This is a genomic window from candidate division KSB1 bacterium, from assembly GCA_016214895.1.
GTDB lineage: Bacteria > Electryoneota > RPQS01 > RPQS01 > RPQS01 > JACRMR01.
In genome coordinates this window covers 68,015-84,075 of the sequence record JACRMR010000002.1, presented here as the reverse complement: position 1 = coordinate 84,075, position 16,061 = coordinate 68,015, and the positions used below count along the sequence as shown (strand labels likewise).

The window sequence follows — 16,061 nt, the reverse complement described above, 5'->3', positions numbered from 1 at the left end:
GTGACTGACCGCCGCATCTTCCTCGCGACCGCGTTTCTCCGTGCGATGTCCACGGGCATGGTCGGCGTGTTGCTGGGGATTTACTTCGCGCGGATCGGTCTCGGCGCGTCCACGATCGGGCTGCTCATTGCCTGCGGACTCGCCGGGGCCGCGGTTGCGGCGCTGCTTGCGACGCTGGCCGCCGGGACCATCGGTGCGCGCCGTTTTCTGGTCTCGCTCTCGCTGCTCGGAGCGGTCGGTGGTATCGCGGTTGCATTCGGTTCGCAGCCCGGTCTGATTGCTGTCGCGGCCTTTATCGGCATGCTGAACGGCATGGGCCGCGATCGCGGCGCCGCGCTGATTGTCGAGCAGGCGGCGCTGCCCTCGGCGACGGATGACCGCGGTCGCACGAAGCTCTTCGCCTGGTACAACGTCTATCAGGACGTCGGCCACGCGCTCGGCAGCCTGTTCGCGGGACTGCCCTCGCTGCTTCGATTGCTCTTCGATTTCGATGAACTGACCTCGCTTCGTTTTGCGCTTGCCGCTGCCGCCTGCCTGCTGCTGATTTCCAGTTTGCTCTACCTGCGGCTCTCGGCGGCGGTTAGCGCACCCGTGCCGACTCGTGTGCGGCTCTCGCCGGAATCGCGCCGGATTCTGGTTCGCATCTCGGCGCTCTTTGCGCTCGACGGGCTGGGCGGTGGTTTTCTCACGGCTTCGCTCGTTTCGTATTTTTTCTACGAGCGCTTCGGCATCAACGAGCAGCTCATCGGCGGGCTGTTCTTCGCCGCGCGCGGGCTGAACGCGGTTTCGCATCTCGGCGCGGCCTGGCTCGCGAAGCGCATCGGACTCGTGAACACCATGGTGTTCACGCACATTCCTTCGAGTCTGCTCCTGGTCACCGTCGCGATTGCTCCGACCTTTCCCATCGCCGCCGTGCTCTTTTTGCTTCGCGAGGGCTTGGTTGAGATGGACGTTCCCACCCGCCAAAGCTATGTGATGGCGGTAGTGAAACCCGCGGAGCGCGCCACCGCCTCCGGTGTCACCCATCTGGTACGCCTCGGCGCGTGGGCGGCGGCACCCTCCTTCGCGGGGGCGTGCATGCAATCGCTAACACTCGGTGCGCCGTTATTCTTCGGCGCGGGCATGAAGATTACTTACGATATCCTGCTCTGGCTTTCCTTCCGCCATACGCGCCCCCCGGAGGAATGCTGAGCTCGCCCGCCTCACCTGCATTGGTTTTTGAGTTCCAAGTTCCAAGTTTCAAGTTTCGCCCCCCGTTCCCCGTGCATCGATTCCTCCGCTCGCTATTGGTTTTATTCGCCCTTCGGCCCGCGCTGGCCGCCGAACCGTGGATTCTCCGCTTTCCCGAGATTTCCTACGATGACCGCCACGTCTATTTTTGTGGCGAGCGATGGTGCGGTTACCTAAGCGTCGGCTTGGAGGCGATGCTGACCGTGCCCCGTGACTCCGTCTCGCCGCCTCCGCTCCCCCCCACGGAGATCGTCAGCGTGCTGCTGAACGGCGAAGAGTACGTGGCTCGCGGCAGCGAGATTCTGTTGATTCATCCTCCCGCTCCGGATTCTGCCTACACGCTGCTTAGCCCGGGTTTGGAGTCGATGCGATTGCTCAGTGAACTCGTCAGCGCGGAGGATCGTCCCGCCCTGGATCCGGTCGAACTGACCGGTCCCATCACGGCCGCCCGCTCGCGCGTGTTCTTCGGCCTGCAATTGCGGGATCGCAGTTCCGGTGCGATGACCGGCGGCATCGGTTGGATCGACCCGGCCACGCAACAACTCGCGCGCATCTACACACCGGCCTTGCAAGGACTGAAGCCGGTCTGGATCGCGGCCATTGGCGATACAATTCATGCGCTCTTTGAGCAAACGCGCCAGGGTGAACGTGTCAAGACGAAATGGATTCGTTGCTCCGCCACCGCGCCCGAGTTGTTCGAGATTGATCTTGCCCAAAACGGGATTCCGGGCGAGGTCATCATCGCCATGCAGCAATGGCATGGCTTGATCGTGCTGAGTACCGATGAAGCGGTTGCCGTTCACCGGCCCACGAAGACGGTCGCCTGGACGACGCGAACGTATGCTCCCCTCCAGTCCGATTGGCTCTACCTGCGCAAGTTCACGGCGCCGGGCCTGGGTGACACCGTGCGCTTTCTTTCGATACCGAAGGGCCGCCCGACGATTGTGAAAGCGTGGATCAAGGACTGGGTCGAGGTCGGCTCGCCGGACGGCGTGGAGGCATACGTTGATCCGCGCCAGTGGGTCGCCGATTCCTCCCTCTGGACGCAAACCGACTGGGGCTGTGAAAAGCCCTGTTTCGCACGCGTTCGCGTTCCGAGCAAAGGTGCGTATCTCGAAGGGGATCTGACGGATACTCCGCTGACCCTGATCGGCTTTGACACTATTGGAGCAAAAGTCGGCTTTCGCGCCGCCTGGATTCCCGCGCGCCGTCTGGCACCGGTCCTGCTGCCCGTTCGTTGAAACATTTGGTATTCCATGAAATCTAACATATTGAGACTCACGCGGATTCAAGTTTGCTACCGCACCGGGCTGAGCTTTCGCCGGGTGGCTGAAACCGGTCCTGCGGCACGCTTCATTTTGCGTGCCGGCTTGCTAACGCTGGCGCTGTGCCTTTTCGCCACGGGACCGAACGCCCCGGCAATCGCCCAGACTGCCTCGTCGGACCAGACCCAGGAGGAGTTGCTCGGGCAAGCGGAGCAGGCCGTTGAGAAAGGCCGCGCCGATCAACTCGACGTGTATTCGCCGAAGCATTTTGGTCGCGCGGCGGACGCGCTGGACGAGGCTCGCTCGCTGATCGAGCGCAAGCGCGAACGCGAGCTGATTCGCATCAAGCTCATGAGCTGCCTTGACGAGGTCAAGGAAGCGCGGGAGTCCGCCAAGGTCGTTCGCTCGAAACTGGGTCCCGCCATTGCGGAACGAACGGCCGCGGCGGACGTCCATGCCGATCAGCTCAATCCGGACGGCTGGAAGCGCGCGGACGACAAGCTGTATGCCGCGGTTCGCGACATTGAGCGCGGAGTCGAGTCGATTCCTGACGGCGAGATCCAGGAGATCGCCGGTGCCTATCGGGCGCTGCGCCGCGAGGCCATGCGCACCCAGATTCTCGGTGAATCCCGCTCGCGGATCGAGACGGCGCAGCAGCGCGGTGCGGAGAAGCTCGTTCCCACGCTCGTGCTGCGCGCGCATCAAGCGCTGGGTCGAGCGGAGGCCGCGCTGGCGCAGGAGAATTTGGATCAGGCCCGCACCGATGCGACCCTGGCCACGGGTGTCGCCGACCACATCACCGGTCTGATGGGTTATGTGGACACCGCGGAGCGGCAGAAGAACTCGTGGGAGACGGCGCTGCTCCCCTATGATGATCTGCTCGAGCGCATCGCGCGCAGACTGGGCGGCACGCTTGATTTTTCGCATGGCGGCGCAGCTACCTACGATCAATTCGAGACGATGATCTCGCGGACGACCGACTCCGTACAGGCCGTGGCCGCGCAGTTCGCGACGACGAATGCGTCGCTTGAAGCCTCATTACAGGAGGCGCAAACCAGCCTCGCCGACGCACAGAACCGGATCATTCAACTCGAGCAGCGGATCAAGACGCTGGAGAGTCAACACTCGGAGTCGAAAGGCGCGTTGCAGAAGAACACGGAGCTTACGCAGCTCATTGCGCAGGCCCAGGAGCTGTTCAAGCCCGGTGAAGCGGTGATCCTGCAGGATGAGCGGGGGCGCGTGGTCATTCGCGTGTACGCGGTCAACTTCGCCGCCGGCCAGAGCGACGTTGAGAAATCACAGCTCAAGATCATCGGCAAGGTCGCGACGGCGGTGCAGAAGTTTCCCGGCGCCAAGATCACGGTCGAAGGTCACACGGACTCCGACGGCAAGGAGGAAGTGAACCAGACGCTGTCCGAACAACGCGCGCTGGCGGTCGGCGCCGCGCTGGCCGATGCCTTGAAGGTCCGGGCAGACACCTTGACGGCGATGGGTTTCGGCGAGAGCAAACCGATTGCCGACAACGCCACCAAGGAAGGCCGTGCTCGCAATCGTCGCATTGACGTCGTGCTGACTCTGCCGTAAGCGTTTCGCCGAGCGGACCGCCCTCAGTCCGCCGGAATCTGCGTCGGGTCCCTCCTCCGTTCACAGGGGGGCAGGGGGGTCGCTTCGCTCGCCGAGCCGGGCGTCCTCGCCTGGCCGGAATCGGAGCAAGTGGCGCTTCGATTTTCATCGAGCATGTAACTTTCTACTCACAGTCCGGGCACCCTGACCGAGTGTCTCGGCAAGATCACTTCCGCATCAGGCCCACGTTTGATTCCGCCCGTACAAACTTCGCAATTTCAGTACCCGAACCTACGACTGCCATGAATCGCATCCTCATCCTCCTCGCCGCGCTGCTGCTGACGACGGCAGCCTTCGCGCAACTCCAATCATCCTATCTTCCCGATTATTCAGCGGGCGTGAACGCTCTCGCGTCCACACCGGGAACATACGGCGGCGCGCTGGGCGCGTTCTGGAATCCCGCGGCGTGGGGCGCCATGGGCGGATGGGAGGCCGCGCTCTCGTGGAGTGACCGGAATGTACATCCCAAGCGCCTCGACGACTGGTCGCTCGCGCTGGGCACGGACGGGATCGGCTTCGCCATGCGCAGCACATACACGCCGCATCCGCGCAATTCGCTGCTCTTTGATCGCCTGAACGATTATTCGCTCGGCGTGGGCGGCGGCGACCCCGATAACTACTGGGGTCTTTCGTACAACTGGTCCAAGGGCGGATCGTATCAGGAAGTCCGCGATCACTATTTGACGGTGGGCTCCATCTATCGACCCTTCCCCTTCGTTTCCGTGGGCGGCACGTCGTCATTGACGCTCGATAAACTGGATTACAACGCGACCGCCGACGTGGGCTTGCGGCCATTTTCCAATCATCGTGTCACCTTTTTCGGTGACGTGGCCGCGGGGCATTTCGAATTCAACACGCCCGAACGGATGCAGTACGGCGTCGGCGTCGAAGTGCAGCCGCTCAATGGCCTCCGCGCCGCGCTGAAAATGTCGAAGCCCTATGCCGAGTCGCAGGACAAACTACTGTCGCTGAGTATCGGCGCGTCGATCGACGGCCTCGGCTTCAATGTCGTTCCGCACTTCGATAAGGATCAGGAGCACATCTCGACCAGCTACGTCGCGCGCGTGGGCGAGCAGGAACCCACCATCGACCCGGCAAAGTACTTCGCCAAGGATGACAAACTCGTTACGGTCGGTATGAAGGGCGTGTTGACGTATCAGAAAGAGAAGATCGGTGCGCCTTACAAGATCCCGCTCTGGCCCACGCTGCAAACGATCGAACAGGCCAAACGGAATCCCACGGTCGGCGGCATCGCGCTCAATCTTTCCGGCTTCAACGGTGGTCGCGAGCTGGTTTGGGAGCTGCGCGAGAAGTTGGTCGATTTCAAGTCGGCGGGGAAGCAGGTTTACATCTATTTTGACAATGTCGGGATGACGGGCTATTATCTGGCCAGCGTGGCCGACTACGTCTGGATCGATCCGCAGGGCGGTATCGTGATTCCCGGTTTCGTCGCCGGCCGCACGTTCTGGAAGGGCTTCTTCGAGAAGATCGGCCTCGGCGTGGAGGAGTGGCGTTTCTTCACCTACAAATCCGCCTTCGAAGCGTTCTCCCGAAAGGACATGTCCGCCGCCGACAAGGAGCAGCGGCTGACGATGATCACCGATTTCTACGAGCAATGGCTGGCGGATATTGCGGCATCCCGCGGTTTGACTCGCGAGCAGATCGAAGCGGGCGTGGACACGATGGGCATTTTCACGCCCGACGAGGCGCTGGCCGGCGGACTTGTGGACACGGTGGGCCGCTGGGATGATGTGAAGGATTTCGCCGAACTCCTGACCGGAGACAAACCCGGCACGCTCTCCGTCGCGGAGTTAAAGAAGGCGCGCAATGCCGATCCGGATTGGGGCAAGCCGCCGGAAATCGCAGTCGTGTACGCAGTCGGCGAGTGCGCCATGGACACCGGCATCAAGGGTCGTAGCACCTCGCGCACGTTGCGCAAGCTCGCCAACAACAAGCACGTCAAGGCCGTGGTACTGCGCGCGGATTCTCCCGGCGGCGATGCGTTGCCTTCCGATCTGGTCGCGGCGGAGATGGACAACATCAGCGATTCCAAGCCGATGATCGTCACGCAGGGCGGAGTCGCGGGCTCCGGAGGCTACTGGATCAGCATGAACGCCGACCGCATTTACAGTTCGCCGTTTACGGTTACCGGCTCCATCGGGGTGATCGGCGGCTGGCTATGGAATGACGGCCTCGGCAGTAAGACCGGATTCACTTCGGATTACGTTAAGGTCGGTCAGCACGCGGAAGTCGGTTTCGGCATCACCCTGCCGTTCTTGGGTCTGACCGTACCCGAACGCAATCTCGACAGCACCGAGCATTTGCGCGTGGAGCGCTTGATTCGCGGCATGTACAAGCAATTCACGGAGAAAGTCGCGGACGGTCGGCTGCTTACCGCGAGCTATGTGGATTCCATTGGTCAGGGTCGCGTCTGGAGCGGTAAACGCGCGTTGGAGAACGGTCTGGTTGATGAGATCGGCGGCATGGAGGCGGCCATTGCCCGTGCGAAGTCCGATGCGAAGCTGAAACCAAACGCACGCGTGAAGCTCGTCGAGTATCCGAAGCCTGCCTGGATCAACCCTGCGCTCTTCGGTGGACCATCGGTGCTGACCGCGCTAACGACTCTCGTGACCGGCCGCGAACGTCCGGAGGGGACGACCTCCCCGGACTACGAACTAAGCTATTGGCGGAAGTTGAGTGCATCGGGAGGCAAGCCTCTGTACATGGTTTCGCCGGAGGATATCCCGGTCGAGGACCATGAGGCCGGGCTGGGTGGTTTGCCGGCCAAGTAACGTAATCTAAACGTTTACATAGCATTACGTTAAATCGCGAGCGGCGGGCCGGGACTGGGTTCGCCGCTCGCGTCTTGACACGCGTGAGAAAACTCCGTAAATTAGGTGTCTAAATTGAATTGCGGGCCCGTCGGGTTCGGAATTTCGATTTTCAATTTTCGATTTTCTGCATTTCTCTTCGGAGTTCCCCATTCCTCCCAAAGTGAAGACCCGTCCCGGCGTGAAGTCGCACGGGGTGCCGGGCGAAAAACCTAAGGCCAAGGCCGCTCCGCGGTTTCAGGTTCCGTTTACGCGCAAGAACTATCTCTGGCTGGGGATCGGGTTGGCGGTGTTGCTGGTGGGTTATGTTTGTTTGGCGCAGCCGCCGGCGGACGGATTTTTGAGTTTGACGTTGGCGCCGATCTTATTGACGACGGCGTACGTTGTGATTTTTCCGTACGCGATCATGGCACATGAGCGGACGGTGGACGCAGGCGCGGGGCAACCGAAGGGCGATTAGCTCAGCTGGTCCAGAGCGCCTGCTTTACACGCAGGATGTCGGCGGTTCGAATCCGTCATCGCCCACAAAGTCGCTGGTACCCCGAACAGGTGTCTCCCGACCCTGCCGGAATCGGATTCGGCTTTCAGGTTTCAAGTTTCAAATTTCAAGTTTCGCGTTTTTGGCGTGGGGTCGTAGTTCAGTTGGTTAGAACGCCAGCCTGTCACGTTGGAGGTCGCGGGTTCGAGCCCCGTCGGCCCCGCCAAGTTATCAAGCCCTTGTTGAGCTCGCTCGGCAGGGGCTTTTGTTATGATTGCAATCGAACCTCTGATTAATCACTCCCAAAAGCGATTCGCATGAAGGCTACTCGACTCAGAACAATCGTCACGGCCGCTGCGCTCGTCAGTGCTCTCGCTCACCTGTGCTATCCAAGTGTCGTGGTTGATGTCGCAACCCTGACACTAATTGCTATTGCTGTCATCCCTTGGTTAACTCCTCTGTTCAAGTCCGTTGAACTTCCGGGTGGTCTAAAGGTTGAATTCCCCGAACTGAAAAGCGTAGAGGAACGGGCAGAAAGAGCCGGACTTTTGGCGGCCAAGACCAATGACCACGCGGCTATTCGCTACCCCTTCCAAATAGTTGGCGATACCGATTCAAATCTCGCTCTCGCGGGTTTGCGGATCGAGATAGAAAAGCGCCTCATGCAAATTGCGGATGCAGGAGGCGTCGGGACTCAGCGCGGCAGTATTACGCGGCTTCTCAAAGAGCTAAGCACTCGAGAGCTAATTGACAATGACGATCGCGACGTCCTTGCTGACCTCATTTCACTACTAAACTCCGCAGTGCATGGCGCATCCGTTGATCGTGCGGCTGCTGACTGGGCGCTGGAGGTTGGTCCGCGAATACTGCAAGCTTTGGACAATCGGATTGATGAGACCGCAGCCCGAGCGCCGGACACTACCCTTCCTATCCGGATACTGGGCATTCTCGCGGTCAAGGAATTATCGACTCAAAGCATCATGGACGAACTTGGCTTGGATTTTCGCAATGATGTCGAATCGAGAAATGCCGTCCAGAGTGCGATCGGTGAGTTATTCGACGCAGGCAGAATCGAGCAAGGTTCCTTGTCGGGCTGGTACCGAGCTAGAAAGCAAACTTGAGCCTCGGCCCGATCAGTGGACCAGCAAGAATGTCATCATTAGCAGAAATCCAACTCCCTCTTACACGCGGCGGCACGTGCGGCACATGCACCGCTCGAAGGAAGTGCCTGGCTTGCAGATACCTCCAGAACAGTGCTACATCAGACAGGAATCGACCAATATTACAGATAAACTGCTGATGGAAGATATTGAGGATATCTACTCGGAGTTAGGCAAGTACGTGGTCTGCTTTCAACACCTCGAGAGCAAAATTCTCCAAATTGCTTGGTTCCTTGATGATCCGGCGCACGCGCACAATTCAGGCACGAGGTATGTAAGCATGCGGTTCCATGAGTTGATCAAGATCATCGAATCCAATCTTGTGCGATACGCGGAGAAGATTCAGTTGGATGGTATCGAGCAGTTCTCTGTCGACATTGGTTCAGTCACGAAACAATGCCAAGAAGCAGGTCGCAATCGCAATAGACTTGTTCATTCACACTATTTGCACTTGGAGGCTGGGGGACATGTCGAAACAATCATCCGATCATATTCAGGCAAGGGAGTCGTCGACTCTCGCCCTCAGATATTCTGCGACAACGAGGAACTGCGTCTTGGGTCATTTGCCAACGCAATTTTCGAGATTGCTGGATTGTCGTTCATACTTGGCCTTCTGCATAACCAACTCATTGGCTGGCACGGCAATACGAAACCCATATATAGCGGATTCTTGCTGGCGGATACGCGCCTCAGGTATGTCGAGCACTAAGAGCAACAGTTTCCTTTCCCGCGGCGGCATGTGTCTTTCGTCTTCACATGCCCCGCTCGGGAGACCCCCCCTCGGCGGCACGCGCCGGCATGCCCCCGGCTCGGGAGCAACGTCGCGCGTCAGTCCTGACCTGATCAATCCGGCCGTCTGCAATCGCCTCGCGTACCACCTGGCAAGGGTTATCAAAGTATGAGCGGTGCTTATTCAAGTTTGCTAGTGCTTCACCTGCTGGGGCTGGTCACACGGGATAGCTATGAAGTCCTCAAGCAGTCCGGTCGCGTCCGTTCGGGGCACAAGTTGCTGTTTGCCGGCATCTTTGCCGCGATGACTCTGCTCTGGGTTGGCTGGTTTGCCATGTGCCCGTTCGATCCGTTTCCGCTCCGCATTCCGAGCCTCGTCCGCTGGACAGGTCTCGGGGCGGTGATCCTGGGCTGGGGTCTCGGCATCGGGGCGGTTGTTCAGTTACGGGGACTGGAAGACATCGACCGTCTGATTACCACCGGCTTGTTTTCGCGAATCCGCCACCCCCTGTACACGGCGTTCGTCTTCTGGATCGTGGGCTGGAGTCTTTTTCACGGCGCGGGACTGAGCATGGCGGTGGGAATCCTCGGCATCGGAAGTATTCTCTTCTGGAGACGGCTGGAGGAACAGGCGCTAATCTCGCGATACGGAGATCTCTATCGAGACTATCGGGCGCGAACGTGGTTCTGATTGTTCTCCCGAAACCACCCCCCGCCCTCTCCCCACCCCTCCCCTCTTTCTTTGTCTCTTACTGAGTCCCCTTGCAGGTAATCGTAAATATGACTTATATTGTCATAATACCCATTTTCACTCACAGGGAACAGGATAAACATGCGAACACGGCTTTTCGGTTTGACACTTGTGCTACTCCTCGTGGCTTTCGGTACGGTCGCGATGGCGGCTCTGCCCTCGATTGAAGGCACCTACAAACTCACGTCGCGCAAACTCGCTGACGGCACGACGCTCGGTGAGAAGGACCTGCACGGACTCTACACGCTCGTGGACGGCCACCGCAACTTCAACGTCGGCTGGATGGATCCCAGCGGCAAGCACTTCTCCTACTCCATGATCTCGACCTATAAGCTGACGGACAAGGAATATACGGAGACGGTCGTGTTCAGCGTCATGAACGACGAAATAGGCGTGATGCCCGGCTCGAAGCCCGGCACCGGCCCGGTCTATGCGATGGGCGAGACCAAGACGGTTCCGGTAACCGTAGAAGGCTCGAAGGTTTCTTTCCGTGCCCCGTTCGATCCGCCCGCGCTCGTCTTCGATGGCAACACAATCACCGGCACGCTCGAAGGCGTGTTCGTTGACACGTGGGAAAAAGTGAAATAGTCGCCGGCGGCCATCGTCCTCCAGCGTGCTTTCATCGCCAACAAACACGAACCGAGGCTCGCGCTTCGGTTCGTTGGTTTCCATAGGCGGCCGTTGTCATGAGTCTTCTGCTGCCCCGCTCGGGGGGGCCGCTCCATCCGGTGCCACCCATCGTCGCCGTCGGGATATCCACGCCTCCCGGGTCTCTGGCTCAGCGGATTCCAATTTCCAGCTATTGACTTTTTGTACAAATGTTCGTATATTATAAAATTCGTGCCCTCTGTAATAGGACCGTTCTGGTCAACTATCACCCGCCATCCCCTGCTATTCGTTATCCCATTCCGCCCGAACCTTGGGTCTTTTTAGCTCATGAAGCTGGGCCCAACATCCGCTTTATCAACCGCTGCCGGGGTTTGTTTGGTCAAAAGCATTTCAAACTGACGCCCCCGAAACTCCGCAAACGATGACATTCAGCCTGAAGAGTGCGCTTCCCACCCTGAATATCGGTGATCTGACCGCTCGTATTCCAATTATCCAGGGCGGCATGGGCGTGGGAATCTCCCTCTCCGGCCTCGCGGCGGCAGTGGCAAACGCGGGCGGCATCGGTGTCATCGCGACGGCTGGCATCGGCATGAATGAGCCGGATTTCTACCGCGACTTCGTAGAGGCCAACAAGCGCGCGCTGCGCGAAGAGATCCGCAAGGCGCGCGCGGCCACCAACGGCGTGCTCGGCGTAAATATCATGGTGGCCCTGTCGAATTTCGCCGATCAGGTTCGCACCGCGATTGAAGAAGGCATCGACGTAATTTTTTCCGGCGCCGGCCTGCCGCTCAATCTGCCGAAATTCCGCCTGCCCGAAACGAATACGAAGCTGGTTCCGATTGTCTCCTCCGGTCGCGCCGCCGCGATGATCTGCAAACGCTGGCTGGAGAAATTCGATTGTGTGCCTGATGCGCTGGTGGTCGAGGGTCCGCGCGCAGGGGGTCACCTCGGCTTCAAACCCGAGCAAATCGCTGATCCTGATTTCGCACTTGAGAAGCTCGTGCCGGAAGTCATCGCGGCCGTGGAGCCGTTCGTCACGCCGGATCGGCCCATCCCGGTGATCGCCGCGGGTGGTGTGTATACCGGCGCGGACATTTACAAGTTTATCCGGTTGGGCGCGGCGGGGGTGCAAATGGGAACGCGCTTTGTCGCCACCGAAGAGTGCGATGCTTCACGCGAATTCAAGCAGACCTATGTGGACGCGCGCGAGGCGGACATCACGATCATCAAGAGTCCGGTCGGCCTCCCCGGCCGCGTGATCCGCAACCCCTTCGTCGAGGCCATGGGTCGCGGTGAAAAGGAGCCCTTTGCCTGTCCCTATCACTGCATCATCACCTGCGATTACCAGCGGAGTCCCTACTGCATCGCGCTCGCGCTGATGAACGCAAAGAAGGGCAATCTCAAACACGGCTTCCCGTTCGCCGGTGCCAATGCCTACCGCGTTAATGAGATCACGACCGTTCAGCAGTTGGTCGATTCGCTGGTTGCCGGCTTCGATCAGGCCGCCCAGCACCAGCCCTGATCGTGCTGCACACGCTCTTTAGCTTTTCGCCTTTTCGCTGTTTCGCATTTTTCTACCATGCCCGCCTGCTGCTTCACTGAGAAATCCCGCAAGCCCACGGCCGCTGCTCTGTGGGGCGCGCTCGGCGACGCCGCCGCGGTCTGGCACGAATTCAACGCCTACCTCGACGATCTTTTCGATCCCATCTCGCGGGACTGGAAGTTCATGCAATCGGGCTGGGTGCTCGTCACCAAACGGCGCACGCGTACCGTCTGCTATCTGTTCCCCGCTGACGGCCACTTCACCGTCGCTTTCGTCTTCGGCGAGAAGGCCGTTGCCGCCGCGCGCAAGGCGAAGCTTCCCAGTCGCATCAAGAACTCCATCGAAGCCGCCCGACCCTATGCCGAAGGTCGCGGCTTCTATGTGAAAGTCGCTAAGCCCGCTGATCTGACACACCTCGAGACCCTCGCCACGATCAAGCTTTCCACCTGAGCCTGCGGGCCGGATTCCGAAAACAGCAGAGCCGCTCACCCGAGCGGCTCTGCTGCCATCTGGACTCGACCCGAAATTACTCGGCCATGGCCCAGTCCCGTGCCCGCCGCGGCGCGTGCAGAGTATCAGCATTCGCCGGCGCCGCGGCGCCTGCGGCTTTCACCATCGCCAATGGCAAGGGCGTTTGCGATCGTGTCGCGATCTGCTCGCGCCGATCGGGCCGCTCGTGCCATTCCTCGATGAGCTGTCCGGGCTGGTCAAGCAGATGCTCGTAGTCCCCATTGGCGAATTCCCGCGGGTCGCGCTGGCGATAGTATTCATATCGGCGCGCTCGCACATCGGGATACATGTAGCCCATGTGCAAAATCTTCGCGTCGATCTCGAGCTCCTTGCCGACGATCCCGCCGGGCAGCCTCGTGCAATGCCCGTTGCCCTTGAATGTCGTCGGCTGATAGATCAAGCGGTCGCGCGGTTGCCCCGCCACGCGGAACAGGCGTTCCTGACAGATGCGCCGGTAGATGCCATCGCTCCGGAAGTGGTTCATGTCGTTCCACATGAACAGGCTCTCGAGTTTCAGCGTCGCCACGTCGGCCGGGCAATTGCGGATCGCTTCGAAGATGCGGTGCGCGGCGCTGCGTTCCAGCGGCTCGTCGGCATCGAGTCCCATGATCCAATCCGGATTGAGTTCGAGTGCCATTTCGAGACAGCGCTGCTTGTCCCGGCGTTGATCCGTCTCCGCTTCATTTTGCCAGTAATAGGCGGACACCGCCGGATGGTATTTGCAAATACTCGGCGTATTGTCCGTCGATCCATCATCCACGATTACAATGTCATCGGCCACGCGCGCCGCGCTGTCCAGCACATCCTTGATCCAGCGCTCCTCATTGCGAATCCGCATGATGCACGCGATCCGCGGGTGCTTTGTCGCGCGCGCGTTGCGGCAGACCGCCTTCAACTGCTTGAACTCCGTTTGCTCTTCGACGGTTACGTCGTCGAAGAAATCGCTCAATCGCTCTTCCAGCGCAGCGCGCTCGAAGTAATGCATGCGCGCGATGTCGTAGTACGCGGTCCCCTGTGAGACCAGCGCGACGAATGCGCCGCCCGGCTTCAACACGCGTGCCAGCTCCTTCAGCGTCGGCGTCAGATGCGGAATGTTCTCCAGCGCATGATTGCTGAAGATGGCATCGAACGACTGGTCGGGAAACGGCAGCTCGCCGCGATTTCCGAGCACAAAGCTCACGCGCGCTTTGACCTCCGGCGTCTCGGCGGCGCGGTATCTCTCCGCTTCATCCAGCGCCACGGGCGAAATGTCAAAGCCTACCACGTCCTTCCCCTGTCGCGCCATCCAGATATCGCTTTCGCCGGTGCCGCTGCCAAAGTCGAGAATCCGGCCGTGCACTTCCGGCGATCGAAGCGCTTCCTGAGTGCAGAAATGGTCCTTCCAAAACTCCAGCGACAGCGCTTGCGGTGTGTTCTTCATTCGGCGGCGAAACATGGCGTCACGCACGCGGCGCGAGTTGTCCACGACGCCGTTTTGCTGATGCAGCGCGATCTGCGACTCGGCTTGCGCGGACTGCACCAGGCGATCCGCTGCGGGACGCTGGGTGCGTTGAAAGCAGATGATTGTGTTTTGAAACCACGGTAGCGTCGCGGATCTGCGCAGTGTGTAGGTGGCAAGTGGATCGAGTTTCCACAGGCCGTCGCGTTCGATTCTCTCGATCACGAGGCTCTGCGCTTTTTCATTGAAATGTCCGACTCCACCCTGCCCCGGTCGCGCCCAGCTCAGAATCACATAATTTCGCGCCGAACCGAATACGTTGTTCAGATAGATCTCCTCGAATTCCGGCGGAATATGCTCGCCGACTTCGAGACTGATCACACATGAGTGCGAGCCGATGCTGATCGGCTTCGACAGGTCGAGCACGCCGCACGCGCCATCGGTGATCAGTGGCGTCTGCGGATTGCCGTCGTAACCGCTGCACTGGATGCCACTCTCGCGCAAGTGACCGACGTAGTATCCGGCACCGCAGCCCAGATCGACGACGGTCGCGAACTGTTTGTTCCGGCACAGCGCAACGAGCTCCGCCGCCAGTGTCTGATCATAGATTCGGTGACGATCTTCGCCCACCCAGATTCCGGTTTTCGGATCAATTTCCATTTCGGCTTCCCAACGCTGAAGACGGTTTTGCCATGGCGAACTTGCGCTCGCCTTGAGGTTCCTATAGCTTATGGCAATAACTGTACCTTCGGTAGGCGTGGCCGAATCCGCAACGGTTTCAACGAGATCCCGGCTGACTCGGCAAATATGACCCGGCCTGCCGTGCCTGAATCGGCAAACGACAGCTCCGGCGAAAATCTCCTGAGCGGTCCTCGCCTGCTATCGGTGAGCGCATTTGCGCCGGGAGGCAGCGGACGAAGACTGTCCGCTGCCCGAGTGCTTGATTGCTCGCGTAATTCTTCTATATTGACGAGAATCGCTTGGACACCCGGTCGCCTGAATCCTGCGCCCGGCCTCGCCCCTTCCAACCGTTTGCAATGTTCGACCTCCCCGCGGCAATAATCACTCACTATCGCCAGCCCGATCTCAGTGCAGCGATCCTCGCGGCGCTCGCCGCAGGCGGGATTGATTCCGGCAAACTCACGCTGGCTGATCTCTCCGGCTTCGACGAATTCCACATTGGCGGCGCGGCAGCCACACGTGAGCTTGCGCAATTCGCCGGTGTGGGCCGGGCATCACATGTGCTCGATCTCGGCTGCGGCATCGGCGGCCCGGCGCGCACCCTCGCCGGCGAGTTTGGCTGCCGCGTCCGCGGGATCGATATCGTAGAAGAATACACGGCCGCTGCAACGATGCTTACGCGCTTGGTCGGGCTCGATCGTTTGGCGGAGTTTCGTCAAGGCGACATGACCGATCTGCCGGTTCCGGATTGCACGTTCAATCTTGCGTGGACCCAACACACGACCATGAATGTCCGCGACAAGCCGCGCCTGCTCGCCGAAATCCGTCGCGTGCTCATTCCCGGCGGCGCCTATGCGCTGTACGAAGTATGCGCCGGATCGGCATCACCGATGAAATACCCCGTTCCCTGGGCATCGTCCGCGGAAATCAGCTTTCTCGTTTCGCCGGACGAGCTGCGCGGGCTGCTTCGTCAAGCAGATTTTGAGTTGAGCGCCATTGAGGATGTCACGTCACAAGCTCTCGCTGTGCTCGTCGCCACCCGTCACGCGGCGCCAGCGGAGGTCGGTTCCGCTCCGCGGCCCAATCAACGGCTGCTCATGGGCGCGAGCGCTCCCGAAAAGGTACGGAACCTCGTGCACAATCTGGAGTCGAATCGGATCCGAGTGGTGCGGGCTGTTGCGCGAAAGGCCGCAACGTAGTTACAGACTGTAGC

13 protein-coding genes and 2 tRNA genes are annotated in these 16,061 nt (G+C 60.0%); 14 read left to right on the top strand and 1 reads right to left on the bottom strand.

Going from position 1 to position 16,061, the window contains the following annotated elements; translation table 11 throughout:
* The 13 genes from HZB60_00360 (at position 1) to HZB60_00300 (ending at position 12,669) form a co-directional block, all read left to right on the top strand.
* Positions 1-1,191, top strand: a complete 1,191-nt coding sequence (locus HZB60_00360; protein MBI5058213.1) for an MFS transporter — start codon at positions 1-3, stop codon at positions 1,189-1,191.
* Between the two features lie 71 nt (positions 1,192-1,262).
* Positions 1,263-2,471, top strand: coding sequence for a hypothetical protein (locus HZB60_00355; protein MBI5058212.1), 1,209 nt, complete (start codon positions 1,263-1,265; stop codon positions 2,469-2,471).
* A gap of 15 nt (positions 2,472-2,486) precedes the next feature.
* A complete protein-coding gene (locus tag HZB60_00350) occupies positions 2,487-4,079 on the top strand; it encodes an OmpA family protein (protein MBI5058211.1) in 1,593 nt (530 codons plus the stop codon).
* A 281-nt stretch (positions 4,080-4,360) separates the two neighbouring features.
* Positions 4,361-6,910, top strand: coding sequence for a S49 family peptidase (locus HZB60_00345; protein MBI5058210.1), 2,550 nt, complete (start codon positions 4,361-4,363; stop codon positions 6,908-6,910).
* 202 nt (positions 6,911-7,112) lie between these two features.
* Positions 7,113-7,409 (top strand): hypothetical protein, encoded by a 297-nt coding sequence (locus HZB60_00340; GenBank protein MBI5058209.1) that lies wholly within the window; start codon positions 7,113-7,115, stop codon positions 7,407-7,409.
* Positions 7,400-7,474: transfer RNA gene (locus HZB60_00335), tRNA-Val, on the top strand. Before HZB60_00340 ends, HZB60_00335 begins: the two co-directional genes overlap by 10 nt.
* 102 nt (positions 7,475-7,576) lie before the next feature.
* Positions 7,577-7,653, top strand: a tRNA-Asp gene (locus HZB60_00330).
* 91 nt (positions 7,654-7,744) lie between these two features.
* Positions 7,745-8,548: a hypothetical protein gene (locus HZB60_00325; GenBank protein ID MBI5058208.1), complete on the top strand. Its 804-nt coding sequence runs from the start codon at positions 7,745-7,747 to the stop codon at positions 8,546-8,548.
* An 85-nt stretch (positions 8,549-8,633) separates the two neighbouring features.
* On the top strand, positions 8,634-9,296 hold the full coding sequence (locus HZB60_00320; GenBank protein ID MBI5058207.1) for a hypothetical protein: 663 nt from the start codon (positions 8,634-8,636) through the stop codon (positions 9,294-9,296).
* A 216-nt stretch (positions 9,297-9,512) separates the two neighbouring features.
* Complete coding sequence (locus HZB60_00315) at positions 9,513-10,007, top strand: isoprenylcysteine carboxylmethyltransferase family protein (protein MBI5058206.1); 495 nt, start codon at positions 9,513-9,515, stop codon at positions 10,005-10,007.
* Between the two features lie 141 nt (positions 10,008-10,148).
* Entirely contained in the window at positions 10,149-10,655 is a 507-nt protein-coding gene (locus tag HZB60_00310; protein ID MBI5058205.1) for a hypothetical protein, read from the top strand.
* Positions 10,656-11,097: 442 nt separating this feature from the next.
* The gene (locus HZB60_00305) at positions 11,098-12,198 is read left to right on the top strand and encodes a nitronate monooxygenase (protein MBI5058204.1); all 1,101 of its coding nucleotides are present in this window, start codon (positions 11,098-11,100) and stop codon (positions 12,196-12,198) included.
* 57 nt (positions 12,199-12,255) lie between these two features.
* Positions 12,256-12,669 (top strand): DUF3788 family protein, encoded by a 414-nt coding sequence (locus HZB60_00300; protein MBI5058203.1) that lies wholly within the window; start codon positions 12,256-12,258, stop codon positions 12,667-12,669.
* A gap of 76 nt (positions 12,670-12,745) precedes the next feature.
* Here the strand turns inward: HZB60_00300 and HZB60_00295 are convergent, their stop codons facing one another.
* On the bottom strand, positions 12,746-14,827 hold the full coding sequence (locus HZB60_00295) for a methyltransferase domain-containing protein (protein ID MBI5058202.1): 2,082 nt from the start codon (positions 14,825-14,827) through the stop codon (positions 12,746-12,748).
* Between the two features lie 377 nt (positions 14,828-15,204).
* Between HZB60_00295 and HZB60_00290 the strand changes: the two genes are divergently transcribed.
* Positions 15,205-16,047 (top strand): class I SAM-dependent methyltransferase, encoded by an 843-nt coding sequence (locus tag HZB60_00290; protein MBI5058201.1) that lies wholly within the window; start codon positions 15,205-15,207, stop codon positions 16,045-16,047.
* The last annotated feature ends 14 nt before the right edge of the window (positions 16,048-16,061 follow it).

Excerpts from the sequence above, each read along its gene's own strand:
- HZB60_00310 (MBI5058205.1), top strand. The coding sequence starts at position 10,149 with ATGCGAACACGGCTTTTCGGTTTGACACTTGTGCTACTCCTCGTGGCT.
- HZB60_00345 (MBI5058210.1), top strand. The coding sequence starts at position 4,361 with ATGAATCGCATCCTCATCCTCCTCGCCGCGCTGCTGCTGACGACGGCA.
- HZB60_00300 (MBI5058203.1), top strand. The coding sequence starts at position 12,256 with ATGCCCGCCTGCTGCTTCACTGAGAAATCCCGCAAGCCCACGGCCGCT.
- HZB60_00325 (MBI5058208.1), top strand. The coding sequence starts at position 7,745 with ATGAAGGCTACTCGACTCAGAACAATCGTCACGGCCGCTGCGCTCGTC.
- HZB60_00305 (MBI5058204.1), top strand. The coding sequence starts at position 11,098 with ATGACATTCAGCCTGAAGAGTGCGCTTCCCACCCTGAATATCGGTGAT.
- HZB60_00290 (MBI5058201.1), top strand. The coding sequence starts at position 15,205 with ATGTTCGACCTCCCCGCGGCAATAATCACTCACTATCGCCAGCCCGAT.
- HZB60_00350 (MBI5058211.1), top strand. The coding sequence starts at position 2,487 with ATGAAATCTAACATATTGAGACTCACGCGGATTCAAGTTTGCTACCGC.
- HZB60_00320 (MBI5058207.1), top strand. The coding sequence starts at position 8,634 with ATGCACCGCTCGAAGGAAGTGCCTGGCTTGCAGATACCTCCAGAACAG.
- HZB60_00295 (MBI5058202.1), bottom strand. The coding sequence starts at position 14,827 with ATGGAAATTGATCCGAAAACCGGAATCTGGGTGGGCGAAGATCGTCAC.